This is a genomic window from Clostridium mobile, assembly GCF_018918285.1.
Taxonomy (GTDB): Bacteria; Bacillota; Clostridia; order Clostridiales; family Clostridiaceae; genus Clostridium_AW; species Clostridium_AW mobile.
The window spans coordinates 109,500-124,509 of record NZ_JAHLQF010000003.1 but is presented as its reverse complement, the minus strand read 5'-3'; the positions used below and the strand labels follow the sequence as shown (position 1 = coordinate 124,509).

15 protein-coding genes and 1 riboswitch are annotated in these 15,010 nt (G+C 29.6%); of the genes, 3 read left to right on the top strand and 12 right to left on the bottom strand.

The features are described from left to right. Positions 1 to 13: 13 nt before the first annotated feature. From KQI86_RS12370 to KQI86_RS12320, 12 genes are all read right to left on the bottom strand, one after another. A complete protein-coding gene (locus tag KQI86_RS12370; protein WP_216439701.1) occupies positions 14 to 994 on the bottom strand; it encodes a diaminopimelate dehydrogenase in 981 nt (326 codons plus the stop codon). Between the two features lie 254 nt (positions 995 to 1,248). Continuing rightward, on the bottom strand, positions 1,249 to 2,079 hold the full coding sequence (lgt, locus tag KQI86_RS12365; protein WP_216439700.1) for a prolipoprotein diacylglyceryl transferase: 831 nt from the start codon (positions 2,077 to 2,079) through the stop codon (positions 1,249 to 1,251). Positions 2,080 to 2,102: 23 nt separating this feature from the next. Next, positions 2,103 to 2,231, bottom strand: a complete 129-nt coding sequence (locus tag KQI86_RS20400) for a hypothetical protein (RefSeq protein WP_281417271.1) — start codon at positions 2,229 to 2,231, stop codon at positions 2,103 to 2,105. A 130-nt stretch (positions 2,232 to 2,361) separates the two neighbouring features. Further along, positions 2,362 to 4,923 (bottom strand): magnesium-translocating P-type ATPase, encoded by a 2,562-nt coding sequence (mgtA, locus tag KQI86_RS12360; protein WP_216439699.1) that lies wholly within the window; start codon positions 4,921 to 4,923, stop codon positions 2,362 to 2,364. Between the two features lie 469 nt (positions 4,924 to 5,392). Further along, positions 5,393 to 5,554: riboswitch (M-box (ykoK) riboswitch) on the bottom strand. A 59-nt stretch (positions 5,555 to 5,613) separates the two neighbouring features. Further along, entirely contained in the window at positions 5,614 to 6,027 is a 414-nt protein-coding gene (locus tag KQI86_RS12355; protein ID WP_216439698.1) for an NUDIX hydrolase, read from the bottom strand. Positions 6,028 to 6,080: 53 nt separating this feature from the next. Beyond that, positions 6,081 to 6,620, bottom strand: coding sequence for an MORN repeat-containing protein (locus KQI86_RS12350; protein ID WP_216439697.1), 540 nt, complete (start codon positions 6,618 to 6,620; stop codon positions 6,081 to 6,083). A gap of 165 nt (positions 6,621 to 6,785) precedes the next feature. Beyond that, positions 6,786 to 7,247: a metallophosphoesterase family protein gene (locus KQI86_RS12345; RefSeq protein WP_216439696.1), complete on the bottom strand. Its 462-nt coding sequence runs from the start codon at positions 7,245 to 7,247 to the stop codon at positions 6,786 to 6,788. Between the two features lie 119 nt (positions 7,248 to 7,366). Beyond that, positions 7,367 to 7,810, bottom strand: coding sequence for a hypothetical protein (locus KQI86_RS12340; RefSeq protein ID WP_216439695.1), 444 nt, complete (start codon positions 7,808 to 7,810; stop codon positions 7,367 to 7,369). A 152-nt stretch (positions 7,811 to 7,962) separates the two neighbouring features. After that, positions 7,963 to 8,607, bottom strand: a complete 645-nt coding sequence (locus KQI86_RS12335; RefSeq protein WP_216439694.1) for an ABC transporter ATP-binding protein — start codon at positions 8,605 to 8,607, stop codon at positions 7,963 to 7,965. Positions 8,608 to 8,712: 105 nt separating this feature from the next. Beyond that, on the bottom strand, positions 8,713 to 9,567 hold the full coding sequence (locus KQI86_RS12330) for a hypothetical protein (protein ID WP_216439693.1): 855 nt from the start codon (positions 9,565 to 9,567) through the stop codon (positions 8,713 to 8,715). Next, complete coding sequence (locus tag KQI86_RS12325; protein ID WP_216439692.1) at positions 9,560 to 10,336, bottom strand: hypothetical protein; 777 nt, start codon at positions 10,334 to 10,336, stop codon at positions 9,560 to 9,562. The genes KQI86_RS12330 and KQI86_RS12325 overlap by 8 nt, the downstream gene beginning before the upstream one ends. Before the next feature lie 13 nt (positions 10,337 to 10,349). Next, positions 10,350 to 11,483, bottom strand: a complete 1,134-nt coding sequence (locus KQI86_RS12320; RefSeq protein WP_216439691.1) for a hypothetical protein — start codon at positions 11,481 to 11,483, stop codon at positions 10,350 to 10,352. A 203-nt stretch (positions 11,484 to 11,686) separates the two neighbouring features. Here KQI86_RS12320 and KQI86_RS12315 point away from each other — a divergent pair, with 203 nt between their 5' ends. Genes KQI86_RS12315 through KQI86_RS12305 form a run of 3 tightly spaced genes read left to right on the top strand, consistent with a single transcriptional unit; the run spans position 11,687 to position 14,969 of the window. Next, the gene (locus tag KQI86_RS12315) at positions 11,687 to 12,382 is read left to right on the top strand and encodes a response regulator transcription factor (protein WP_216439690.1); all 696 of its coding nucleotides are present in this window, start codon (positions 11,687 to 11,689) and stop codon (positions 12,380 to 12,382) included. A gap of 9 nt (positions 12,383 to 12,391) precedes the next feature. Continuing rightward, positions 12,392 to 13,843, top strand: a complete 1,452-nt coding sequence (locus tag KQI86_RS12310; protein WP_216439689.1) for a sensor histidine kinase — start codon at positions 12,392 to 12,394, stop codon at positions 13,841 to 13,843. Positions 13,844 to 13,856: 13 nt separating this feature from the next. Next, complete coding sequence (locus tag KQI86_RS12305) at positions 13,857 to 14,969, top strand: TolB-like translocation protein (protein WP_216439688.1); 1,113 nt, start codon at positions 13,857 to 13,859, stop codon at positions 14,967 to 14,969. Positions 14,970 to 15,010: the final 41 nt, after the last annotated feature.

Below are 15,010 nucleotides of genomic sequence, written 5' to 3'. Positions count from 1 at the left end.
TTGTAATTTCTTATTATAACAACTCTTTTCTTAACTGCTCAGGAGATTTTGGTGATAAATATGAAAACGGAATATCTAGAACAGTAACAGCTCCCTTTTTCCCTTCATTAGCCATTTTATAAACAGCTCTAGCATAAGCAACTATTACACTAGATGTAAATTCTGCATTGCTATCTAATTTTAAGCTAAATTCCATAATTTGCTTTGTTCCATTTCCAGTATTCCCTGTACGTATAACAAATCCACCGTGTGGCATACCTGAGTGATTAGTTTTTAGTTCCTCCTCTGATATAAAGTGTACTGTTGTATCATAGTCTGCAAAATAGTTCGGCATATTTTTTATATCTTCTTCTATCTTATGTAGATCTGCACTTTCTTCAGGAACTACATAACATACACGTTGGTGCTTTTCTCTTGTGGTAAATTCACAACATTCACCGCATCTAACTTTCTCTAATGTTTCTTCTATGGGAATAGTATACTGCACTCCATTTTTTACTCCTTCAAGTCTTCTAATAGCGTCCGAATGCCCTTGGCTCACACCTTTACCCCAGAAAGTATAATCTTTTCCATCAGGTAGTACAGCTTCTCCTAAAAGACGATTTAATGAAAACAATCCAGGATCCCATCCTGTTGATATAAGAGCTACTGTGCCAGCTTTCTTTGCTATGTTATCCATCATAGAAAAATATTCAGGAATTTTTGCATGAGTATCAAAACTATCCACAGTATTAAATTGAGATGCTAACATTGGTCCTTGCTCTCCTAAGTCCGTAGCAGAACCCCCACACAATATCATTACGTCTATTACTTCTTTATAAACTTCAAGCTTTGATATATGAACTAGTTTTGCATTATTGCTATCAACAGCACTCACTTCTCTTCTTGTAAAAATAGCTTCTAGTTCCATATCTGGATTTTGTGCTATAGCTTTTTCCACACCTTTTCCAATATTTCCATATCCGACAATTCCTATTTTAATCTTTTTATCCATAGTATCCCTCCAATATGATTTAATGTGAAGATTATACATTAAGCTATCCATTACTATTACGCAGCTTAATATATAAGTTTTTACCCCTTTGTAGAAATATATACAATTTTAAAGGTTAGCCACTACTTACTTAATATATAAATTATATCATAATTTATATATTAATAATAATTTGCATAATTATTAAATTAAAGCAAAAAAACCTTCTCTTTATTTAAAAGAAGGTCTTATGGTACTTATATTCATGGCTATCTTTAGTGTATATAGTAATAAAACCATGTGCCTAAAATTGCTATAAGAGCTACTAATATATATTGATACATAGGTACTTTTACCCTGCTACATTCTACATTGCTTTCTACTATCATATTATTATTCTTTATTTTCTTATTAACAATAAGTGCTAATATTATAATTATGATACTTGTAACATGTGCTATGCTTAAAGGACCTACAACCAATGGATTTGTCCTAAATATTTCAACTAATGCTCTATTTATAGAAAATCCAATAATATATTTTATAAACAACTCACCATTATATCTAATTTTACCTCTTCTACTCCATAGAAAAATAAAAAGAATTAAATTTAAATACATCTCATACATTTGGGCTGGATGAAGTATCTGACCTGCAACATTGATACCCCATGGATATACATTTTTCATAGGTATCCCAAATACATCACACCCTATCCTTCCAATAGCTTGCCCTATTGCAATGGCCGGTGCTGCCACATCCGCTGCTTCAAAGAATGAAATATTCTTTTTCTTTGTATACCATAGTGCAAAAAGCGTTCCTCCTATTAACCCACCTTGTATTGACATTCCCCCTGAGCTAATTAAAAATATTTCACTTGGATTTTGAATATAGTAACTTAAGTCAAAAGCTACTACATAGTAAATTCTAGCTCCTATAATACTTGCTAGTATAGTATACAATGCAAGATCAAAAATCTTGTCACTGTCTAATCCTTTTCTTTTGCTTTCAATGGACATTATAAACATACCTACTATAATTCCTAATGCAACAGCAACCCCAAAAAGGTATATGCTAAAATGCCCTATTCTAAATAGTTCTACCATGTAAATGCTCCTCTAAGTTATTTTTACCTAACTAAATAATATATTGCCATAAGTATCGTTATAATAATTATCCATGAGGATATATTTCTTCTTCCATCTCCGCATCCATTATTGTGATTATTAGAGCCGTGTCCTCCTCCGCAACATCCCATATTAACACCTCCCATGCTTAGATTTTATAATTTCTTTATGAAGATTATATGGAGATTACAATAAAAAAGAGAAGTTTTAATAAAATATTTTATTAAAACTTCTCTTAAACTATTTAAATTCTCTTTTAATTTATTCAATGTTATATTTTTTTATATACCACATCTTTACAATCTGTGTTAAAAGTACATAACACAACAATGTGAGTGCTAATAATACATAATATAATATCGGTAATTTAGTAAACCCAAAAGCACCTGCAATTGGAGAGTTAACTAAGAACATACCTACTAAAACTATTAATAAAGATGTTATCATAAGAGGTTTGCTAGCCTTGCTTTGAATAAATGGTATTTTGTTTGTCCTTATTACATGAATTATCAATGTTTGAGTAAATAAGGATTCTAAAAACCACCCTGTTTGGAATAAAGCTGGATTATTCCAAGCATTAAACACATATAGCATTATAAAATATGTGGTGTAATCAAATATAGAGCTAATTGGACCTATATGAACAATATATCTTTTTATTTCATCCACTGCCCATTTTCTTGGCTTAGCTATCCATTCCTCATCTACTGAATCTGTAGGTATTGCAACTTGTGAAATATCATATAATAAATTATTAGTTAAAACTTGAATTGGCATCATAGGTAAAAACGGAACGAATATACTTGCTCCAAGAACACTAAACATATTTCCAAAATTTGAACTTGCAGTCATCTTTATATATTTTACTATATTGCCAAATACCTTTCTTCCTTCTAATACACCTTCTTCAAGAACAAGTAGGTTATTTTCTAGAAGTATGATATCTGAAGATTCTTTAGCAATATCAACCGCTGTATCTACAGAAATCCCTACATCCGCTACTTTAAGTGCTGGTGCATCATTTATACCATCACCCATAAATCCAACTACATGTTCTCTGCTCTGCAATGCTTTTATTATTCTTTCTTTGTGCATAGGAGAAAGCTTGGCAAATACAGAAGTTCTTTCTGCCGCTTCACTTAGTTCCTCATCAGACATTGCATCTATTTCATTTCCAAGGAGTATTTTATCTACAGGTAGATTAACTTCTTGACAAATCTTTTTAGTTACTATTTCATTATCCCCAGTAAGCACTTTCACTTCTACGTTATATTGATGAAATTTATCAATAGCTTCTGCTGATGTTTCCTTTGGTGGATCTAAAAAAGCCATAAATCCAAGTAATGTTAGTTTGCTTTCGTCAGCTACAGAATATTCCCTTTTTATATCATCAAATAATCTATAGGCTACCGCAATAACTCTAAAACCTTCTTCATTTAGTTCTTTTATCATATTCTCAATTTTACCTGTCATTTTACCCATAAAAGGTTCAGTGCCTTCTTTAGTTTCATACTTATTACACAAACTCAATACTTCTTCTACGGCACCCTTGCAAATTAATACATCTTCCATTCTTTTATTTCTTACTACAACTGACATTCTCTTTCTTATGAAATCAAATGGAATCTCATCTAATTTTTCATATTTTTCTTCAATATTAAAATAATCTTCTCCTCTGTCCTTATGTTGAAGAATAGCTGTATCCATAACATTCCTTAAACCTGTTTGATAAAAACTATTAATATAACCGTATTTTAAAACTCTTTCTGAGTCACTACCATAAATATTTACATGTTTTTGGAGTACGACTTTTCCACAAGTTATTGTTCCTGTCTTATCTGTACAAAGAATATCCATAGCTCCAAAGTTTTGTATTGCATTTAATTTTTTTACTACCACTTTCTTTTTAGCCATAGTTAAAGCACCTTTAGATAAGTTAACTGTAACAATCATAGGAAGCATTTCTGGTGTAAGTCCTACGGCTACTGCAATACCAAATAAGAATGCTTCAAACCAATTTCCTTTTGTAACACCATTAATAATAAATACTACTGGTGCCATGATGAATATAAATCTTATCATGAGCCATGTATATTCATTTATTCCTTTATCAAAGCTTGTCATAGTTCTTTCATTGGTCATCTTACTACTTAGTTGACCAAAATGTGTTTGTTCTCCTGTAGTTAACACTACTGCAATAGCTGTTCCACTTTCTACATTAGTACCCATGAAGCATAAATTAGGATTTTCCAGTGGATTATTCCATTCGCCATCTACAATATTTTTTTCTACAGGAAGAGATTCTCCTGTAAGTGCTGATTGGTTAACAAACAAATCTTTTGATGTTATAAGCTGTACATCAGCAGGTATCATATCTCCCGATGCTAAATGAATAATATCACCACGGACAATCATTTTAAGAGGAATTTCCTTTTGAATTCCATCTCTTATAACAGTAGCTGTTGTGCTGACCATAGATTTTAATTTTTCTACCGAATTATCTGCTCTTACTTCTTGAATAAATTTTAATACTACCCCTAAGGCAACCATAAAAGCCATTACTGCTGCAGCTATTGAATCTCCTGTTATATATGATACTAAGGCAAGTACAGCCAATAATATAACTAGAGGATTCTTTAAATTTTCAAGTAATTTAATAAGTGTTGACTCCTTTGTTTCACTACCTACCTCATTATATCCATATTTATCTATTCTATTTTTTACTTCTTCTTCAGATAAACCATTAAGAGAAGTATTTAATTCCCTCAATATAGGGTCAATAATTCTATTATCAATTGAATTAGCTAATTTTTTTAATACCATAACTACACCTCCATTTTCTTTTAAACTAAACGCATTAATACGCAAATAATTTCATTATGATATTACTCAAACTATTTTCTTCCTGTTAGCCCTTCTAAAAATGCATATATTTAAAAATGGCAATAGAAAACTAAAGGTTATTCCACATATTTTTTTAACCTTTTAAAATAAATAATTAATTTAATTTTAAGTAATTTGCGAATTAATTTACCAAAGAAACAGTGAAGGTAATGTTGGCTTGAAAATTAAGAAATGTTATATATAAAATGAAACTAAAGTATATATGATTACTTTAATTAGACTCTTAGAAAAAAGAACAGAACCTAATATTATATATTTCATTTTTTTATAACGCATACATTTCCCTCCACTGCCAATATTACTGGCGTCAGGCTCCATTCTTTTCACCTCCGATTATCTTTAAAATATAAAAAGCCTCCGTCAAGCTCGAACATGACGAAGGCATTAAAAACACACTTTCCCGTTCAAGCTTTGGCTCTGCAAGGCGGTGTAGTTGCATTAGATTAAGCCTTCTTTATTCGGCCAAACCTGCTAACCAGTTCAGAATGTTTCCATCCTTTTACGGCAGCAACCCATATCCTTGTAGTAACCTCACCTACCGAGGCTCTATTAAATTACATTAATATTTTATGCTTATAATCTATAAATGTCAACACTTTTTCATTAATACTAAATTTCATTGCTAGCTAAATCTATTTTTCTTAGCTTATTTAATATTTCTTCATCCTGTATATATTCCTTAATTTCCTTTTTATCTACCCATTTGTAATTGGAATGCTCAAAGGAAATCGTAACATGATCGCTCTCACTAACACAAAAATAGTTTAGTCCTATATATTGTTTATATTCATTAAGTATGGTAGTCCAAGTATATAATATGCTTTGAATTTTTATAGCTAATCCTACTTCTTCCCTTATCTCTCTTATAAGTGCCTCTTCTGGCCTTTCACCAAAATCTATTTTACCACCTGGGAATTCCCATTCTCCAGGACATACATCATCATGGTCTGAACGCTTTACGATTAACAATTTATTTTTAAATTTAATTATCCCTTTTACAACTACCACAATTCTTTTTTCCATATAAACTTTACTCCTTTTTCATACCGTATATGCAAAAGCCGCAAGTGATCAGCTTATATCAAACGTCCATTCTTAAATTCTCCCATGAAAACTTCTCCATTGGGTTCTATAAGCATACCTTTTCCTTGTCTTTCATCATTCTCCCATTGGCCTATATACTTTCCGCCATCATTCCAGATAAAAGTACCCTCTCCATGTCTTTGGTCGTTTTTCCACTCACCTATATAAGTTTCACCATTTGCCCAAGTGTATATGCCATATCCACATTTCATATCATTTTCCCAATGACCTACATAACTTTCTCCGTCATCCCAAGTGTATATGCCATTGCCATGTTTTATGTCATTTGCCCATTCACCAATATATTTTTCTCCAGATACCCAAGTATGTGTGCCTTGTCCGTGCATGGCATCATCTTTCCACTGTCCTACATATTTACTTCCATCATTATAGAAATATGTACCCTCTCCATGCATTTTACCGTCTTTCTTCTCTCCCACATATTCTCCACCATGAATATGTTGTTTTGGCTCACTATTTACTTTTTTTATTTTACCACTTACCAAGTTCCCTTTTTTTATATTCTTTATCATACTCTAGACAACTCCTCTTCAATAAGTTAATTAGTATTTTAAATATTACATTAATTTTTTATACAACATATCTATATGAGAAATATTATTCCTCCTGTATATCTATTATAGTTTTACTGTAGTGAAATGTATAGGCATAGTAGATATTAAAATAATACATATGTTTTATAAATATTTAAATTTAACTGTATATTTATCATTCTCAAAAGTTAAAGTTGCCATACTAACAGGTAATTTAAATCTTCTAGGTCCCGCTCCCCCTGGATTTATATATAGTATATTATCTTTTTCTCCTTCATAGGCTTTATGAGAATGTCCAAATATGACTATATCAATACCTGTAGTTTTAGGGTCGATCTCCATGGTATTAATATCATGAACAACGTATATATATTTACCTTCCACCTCTACTATATCCGAAAAAGGTAACTCTTCTCTTAACTTACCCTTATCACAATTTCCTCTTACAGCCACCACAGGGCAAATCTTATTTAACTCTAATAGCACCTCTTCTTTGTCAATATCTCCAGCATGGATTATTAATTGAACATTTTTAAGTTCATCAATAAATTCCTCTCTTAAAAGTCCATGAGTATCTGAAATAATGGCGATTTTAGTTATTTTCATATATTTCACCTTCAATCATTAGTCATTAGCCATTAGTTTATATTTTATGTTATATTTTAAATAAAACAATCCACATTGTCGATATATTTTTATCAACAATGTGGATTGTTTTAAGTGGCTTATTTAAGCATGTTATATTTATCCATTATCTTAGCTCCTATCTCTGGGTTAAGATTCTTTATATCACTTAAATATATTAATGTACTTCCCTTATACCTTTGAACTTCTCCAACCAAAGCTACCTCATAACAGCTTCTTAAAACATTTATCACACAATTATCAAAGTGATTTTCTCTGCAACTTCTACATTGATTAAGAATATCTGCTATGGCAATGACTAAATTATTTTCGTCATATACTTTAGTATCAGTTAAAGGAATGTTTTCATGTCCATTTTCTATATAGCCAACACTATTCTTTAAGCAGCTCTTCACACCTTCTTTTGAATAGGCTATTAAACATTTATCTTTACTGCAGCTCTTACATTTTTCTTCTGTTAAACAACAATTTCCTAAGTTTGTTATTAGACTATCAAAATTTATTTCATTAGCTAGAATCCCCATAATACTCATCCTCCAGATTTTAGTTACAGATATATTTTTATAATTATTCAATATATCTTACTAACTATACACTAACAAAAAAATCCAAAATAGTCAAGATTAATTGTCAATCGCTAATTATTATTAGTTAGTACATCTGTATTCTTTATTTATTACATAATACGAGTTAATCTTCCTGCTTCCATTTTACATACCCTATCACATAACATTTCTATGTCTTCCTTCATATGACTAGCTAATAAAATAGTTCTTCCTTCATCTCTTAGTTCCTGCAGCAATCTTCTTATATCATTTACTCCAGATGAATCTAAGCCATTCATAGGCTCGTCTAGAATTAATATAGATGGACTTTCCATTATAGCTTGAGCTATTCCAAGTCTTTGTCGCATTCCAAGTGAATATTTACTCACCCATTTTTTACCACGTGGATCTAATCCTACTTTCCTTATGGACTCTTCTATGTTTTCTTTTTCAATCTTTTTATTAATCATAGCCAAAAATTTTAGATTATTGTATCCACTATAATTAGGTAAAAATCCAGGAGATTCTATTATAATACCTACATCATCTGGCACATCCTTATCTTTGCCAATACTTTTGCCATTTACAAATATTTCTCCTGAAGTAACTGGAACAAAACCACAAATACATTTAAGCAATATCGTTTTCCCAGAACCATTACGCCCTATTAATCCATGAATCTTTCCCTTCTCAAACTCTACAGATATATCCTTTAAAATATCTCCTTCTTTAAAAGATTTACAAACATTTTTTATACTTATAATTTCTTTTCCCATAGTAACCTCCTCCCTTCATGTAAAATATATTTCTAGCGTTTTTTAAAATTTATTTAACTTTATGCACCATTGATAGAACAATATTAAATGTTATAGGACTTTTTGCTAAACTGCTGGCTGTACTTGTATATCTTTCCTACGTACAGATAAAACGCTTATAATACTTAACACTATAATAGTTATAATAAAGAAAATATACGCATATTCATTGCTTGGATAGTTTGATATCCCTTTCGAATCAATCAATATAAGTTTTGATAAGGACACAGGTGAAAAATAAAAAAACTTAACTGATGGGAAATTACTGTATATGGCATAATCAAGTAATATTATTAATGATGCTATAGTAGCCCCCGCCGCACGATTTAAACATATATTAATCACAAACATTAATAATGCTAAGGCTGTGCCTGCACACCACTCCAATATAAAACTTAATACAAATGCCTTTAACGGCGTATATGAAAGTAATATTTTTTTAGAAATATATTCAATTTCATTTACACTTTCACCATGGTTCTCTGCCAATGTTCCTAATATCTTTCCCCAACCAGTAGAAAGAAATATATTGGGCATTAGAATTAATATACTTATAAAATTTACTATTAAAAGATATATTGTCATCCCCATCATGATATAAAAAACTTGTCCCATTCCCCAGGTATATCTACCACTACGTATTAAAAAGTAAGGTTGACCTTCATCAATGAAAGGTGCATCGCAAAACAACAAAACAACTCCTAGCATCAATATAAGCTGCCCTACAAAACTGCTAGCTAAATGAGGAAATACCCATGGTGTTACACGAATTCCCATCTCCTTTGAAAAGCTTAATATGGGCCTTATAGATGACCATAAAAACATAGTAATTAAAATGAACAGAACATATATGCGAGGATTAGTAGCCCACTTTCTTATATTATTTATAGAAACAAGAAAAATTTTTCTAATTCTATCCATTTGATACTCTCCTTCTTACTCCTTTTACAAATAAAAATCCTGTAAATATAGTCAAAATTGCAAATAATAATGTGGAATAAATAATATTTATGAAATCTCCACCCAACTGAAAGTTTCCTTTAATAATAAGATCTACACATAAGTACCAAGGCAAATCCAGTTCATGGCCTAATTGAGATAAAAAATAATATACTATAAAAGGTGACGTTAATGCTACAAATTTATTTGGCAAATAAGTAGATATATAAAGACCAACCACAGAGAAAAAGCCGCATGCCATAACTATAAGATGTATTCTAAAAGCAAAATAAAGTATATGTCTTCCATCGATCAAAAATTGTCCAAACATAGTATTCTTACAAGCTTCATAGTATTGACTTGAAGTAGATACTAATGGAAATTTAAACATAAGTAAAATTATAAATAGCCATGACCCTAAAGCTATAGACATTGTTCCTGATAAGTAGCAAGATACTACCTTAGACCATCCATATTTATTTACGCCAGTACGCATAATACAAGGTCTAATATATTTACTATTCCAGTCAGTACAAAAGCTAATTGTATATGGCAATGCAGAGAGTAAAATAGTAAATTGAATAACTCTACCAATGCTAATAGAGATAAAAAAATATGTTAAAACATCGCTTCGTCCCCATAAGATATCTATCCAATCTCCTAGAAAGTATATAAAACAAGTTCCAATAACTGATGTTATAAATCCTATAGATAAAAAACTACGCCTTATATCCATCACTAAAGTATTCATTATAAATTTCTCCTTAAATGATTTCTTCACCGGTAACCCCATTTATTAATACTGTAAATGTATGTGTAAATTCTTCATTAATCTTTTCATCAATTCCGCTCTGCTCAACCTTAAAACACCAGGTAGGATATAACTCAAATTCTGTACGCTTATCTTTTATAATTGTTGGAACATACTGCAACTTAATATCTATAATCTTAAAATCATCATTTGATATCACATTATCGTATTTGCTCTTTAACTTATCTAAAGCTTCATCAATAGATATTAAACTTGGTTTCTCATCCTTTACAGACATTTTCTCATACATATAACTTTCTATAGTGAAATCTTCAATACCATTTTTAGATACTATAACTTTTATTGAGCTGCCTTCCATATGCCAATCTACACTTTGCAATGTATATGATTCTGAGGTGATAGGAACCCCGTCAATATTAGATTTAAATATCATATAATAAACTTCATCTTCCTTACTCCAATTTTTCAACTTTATCTTTCCTTCATCAACTAAGAACTGAAAAAAATCATCTTCTTCTAAAAGCCTATCCTGTTCTTCTTGAAGAGTTTTATAATCTAAAGCATATATCTCTGGAGATGAATCGTAGTTTATATTTAGTTCCTTTAAATAATATATTGCCTTTTTTATTGCCTCTTCTGGTGTCATAAAGCCAACCTTCTCTGCACCCCAAGAATCTTTATCTACAAAATTGATTATATTTGCAATATCACTACTAACTGGTGTTTCATAGTGCATGCGGCCTTTAGAAACCTTAAGATTTCTGCCATCTTCAGTGTTATATATGGTTTCTTCAACTTTTTCAGAGCCTACTGTATCTGTACTCTTTTCTGCCTTCACATTGATATCTCCCATAAATAACTGACGAGCCTTTTCTACATCAAACTTCATACCACTAACAGATAATATAGGTATTGCCTTTTCTTTAGGTATACTTACCTTGGCATCTACTGAAATATTTGAAGCTAATTCCTTTTTATATGTATCAGTATTTTCATAGGTTATTTCTTCTCCTTTTGTGGGTACATTGTTTTTAGGATCATTATACTCTGAACATCCTGTAACTAATATAGACAATGCTACGCAAAATAATAGTCCTTTAACTCTCGTCTTTTTTGATATATTCACTCTTAACTCCTCCTAAAATTTGATTTTAACTTTAATTTATTCTCAGTATACATGTCAATTGTTTCAAAGCTTACTTTCAACTTGTATCTATGTTGTAACATCTTTTATTTAAATCCTACATTATTAAATAATTTTGTTATAATATTTTGTATAGCTTAATTTAAACTAGATTGAACCGCAAAAGTTTTTAAAGGAGATTTCCCATGAATAGAAAAGTTTTAATTATAGAGGATGAAGAGTATATCTCAGACATGCTGTCCTATGCTCTTACTAAAGAAGGATTTATTACTAAAACTGCATGTAATGGAAGCATGGGTTTGAGTCTTGTTGACGAATTTAACCCTCATTTAATTCTTCTTGATTTAATGCTTCCGGATATGAATGGTATAGAAATATGTAAAAGAGTAACCTCAACTCATAATATACCAATAGTTATAATAACAGCTAAATCTGATCCTATTGATAAAATTTTAGGTATAGAAATAGGTGCAGATGACTACATAACTAAACCTTTTAATATAAGAGAGGTTTTAGCTAGAATTAATGCACTTTTTAGACGAATTGAACTAGCATCTAAAAGTTTTAATAAGGAAACTAAAAAAGTTATACACTTAAATAATGAAATAGAAATTTTTGAAGATGAAAGATTAATTATGAAGATCAATAAAAAAATTGATTTAACCAATAAAGAATATGATTTGCTTTTATTTTTAGCCCACAATAAGGGTAAAGTTCTTTCTAGAAGTCAACTTTTGGATAATATATGGGGAATTGATTTTATTTGTGATACAAGAACTGTAGACATTCATATTCAAAGGATAAGAAAAAAACTAGACGAGAATAAAAGTGATTCAATAATCGAAACCGTATTTGGTATAGGTTATAAATTAGTGGATTAAGGTGATAAAATGAAATTTTCTATAAAACATAAAATTTCTCTATCTTTTGTACTGTTAATTTTTTTTACTCTTATAGCTCTAGTTAGTTATTCTTATCAAATATTAAAGAAAAATAATTACTACGTTATAAACAAAGAAATCACTGAAACAAAAAAAAATCTAGACTTATATATTAAGCAATATTTTGAATTAAACAACATGGAATTAAACAAAATATCCTTTAAAGTTGAAGGACTTAATCTATCTAAAGAACTTGGCTATAGATTAGGTACACAAACTGTATTATATGACAGTGACGGAAATATAATTTCATCTTTACCTAAAAATGAAATACTAGAATCAGAAAATTTACTTAAAGCTAAAGATGGCTCTGTGGCTTATAGTATTATTAATAATAAAAATAAATACATGGTGTCCTTATCTTATCCAATAATGGATAACAATAAAATAATAGGGATTATTCAATATACAAGGGATTATTCAACTTTATTTAAAGGAAGTAAAGATTTTATTAGTAGAATTTTAATGTTTTCTATACTAATTTTTATTATAGCCGTTCTTATATCACATTTAATTTCTAAAGAAATAACAAAGCCCATAACAGAATTAACTCTAAAATCTCAAGAAATCTCTAGAGGTAACTGGGATACCTATATAAACATAAAATCTCAAGATGAAATAGGAAAGCTCGGTTATAGTTTTAATGCAATGATAAATAAAATAAAGGAACAAATTAATATTATAAGTAGGGATAGAGATACCCTTAAGGAACTCTCTTCTCAACAAAAAAATTTTTTCGATAATGTAACCCACGAGTTAAAAACTCCATTAACTACAATTGTTGGATATAGCGAAATACTAAAGGATAATGGATTTAGTGATAAAGATTTCTTTGATAGGGCTACCTCTCGAATTATATCTGAAGGTAACAGGCTTAATAGAATGGTAATAGAACTTTTAGAGCTGTCTAAAACTAATTCAATGGATTTTTCTTATCATTTTGATTTAATAAATACATCTCCAATCCTAAGGCAAACCTGCGAAGAAATGCTAATAAAAGCTAAAAGATATAATATGAATATTAATTTATCTTTGGAACCTAATCTTATGATTCATGGTAATGAGGATAAAATTAAAGAAGTATTTATTAATATAATCGATAATTCTATCAAATATGGAGATGTAAACTCTCAAATTAAAATATCCACTTCTATTATTGATAACATGATAAGTGTAGTAGTAGAAGATAAAGGGCGTGGTATAAGTCATGAGGATTTAGAAAACATATTTAATCCCTTCTATAGAGTTTCAAAAAATGAATCTAGGGAACAAGGTAGTAATGGCCTAGGGCTGAGCATAGTTAAGGCTATATTAGAAAAACATAATGGAGATATTTTAATTCAAAGCGAATTGAAGGTTGGTACTAAGGTAACTATTTTAATTCCAGAAGGAAAAATATAAAGAGAGGTTTATTATGAAGAAGATTAATATTAAAGGTAAATATATTGTAATTTTAATTACTATATTGATTATATTATATACTTGTATAGTTTTTTATAAAAGTTATTTATATTCCTATAAAACTATAATTTTAAATGAACCTCCTTTTAATGCAAATGATATAAATTTACAAACTTCCAATATATCTATTGAAAACAAAACTATTACCCCCATTAAAGATGCTAAAATAGATAAATTAAGTTGGATGAGCAATAACAAACTAGTATTTTCACTAGATTACGCAAATACAAAAGGTATAGAATTAAACACTCTTTCCATTGAAAATGAAGAAATACAAAAGCTTTGTTCTAATGATGACTCGTTAGATTTTAGCATGGCTCCCTTCGGAAATAATGTGGTATTTCATAATAACTATAATAACCAAGCCTCTTCTACAAGTATTTATTTATATTCTATAAAAAACAAAACCTATATACCTATAGATTCAAGCACAGAGTTTATAGATTGGCTGCCAGACGGGAGTGGTTTTTTATACAGTAGTAAAAATCAGTTGTTTGTATATTCCCTTAATAATAAAGCAAAAAAAAGCTTAATAAGGGAAGATAGCTACAAAGTATTAAATAATATGTATAAATTTAAAGTATCAAAAGACGGAAGCAGATATTATTTTTTGACTAAGGATTCTTATGAAAATAATATTTCTGTTTATGTTATAAATTCTAAAGACCTATCATTGCAAAAGCTTTTTACTTTTGACTATATATATGATTTTAATATTATTAATAATGATACAATTATTTTTTCAGCTGCCGCCTCTAATGGTAATATGGCTCTATTTAAATATACTTTAAAAGATAAAAAAATGCTTCCTATAATAGAAGCAAAAAATATTGACTTTCAAGTTAATCATGATGAAACCATACTAGCCCTTGTTACCTCTAATTTTATTACATCAAATATTTCTTTAATTCCTATCAATAAAAAAGAACTAAAATTAAATAAAATATTTGAAATAAAGGGCACTATTAATTCAATTGCTTGGAGCAAGGATAGTAAGTTAGCTTTTATAGTATATTCAAATACATCTGAATATCAAATAATTTATACCTATACATTTAAAAAGTAATTGAGGCATCTTGAATATTATCCCATATATTCAAGATGCCT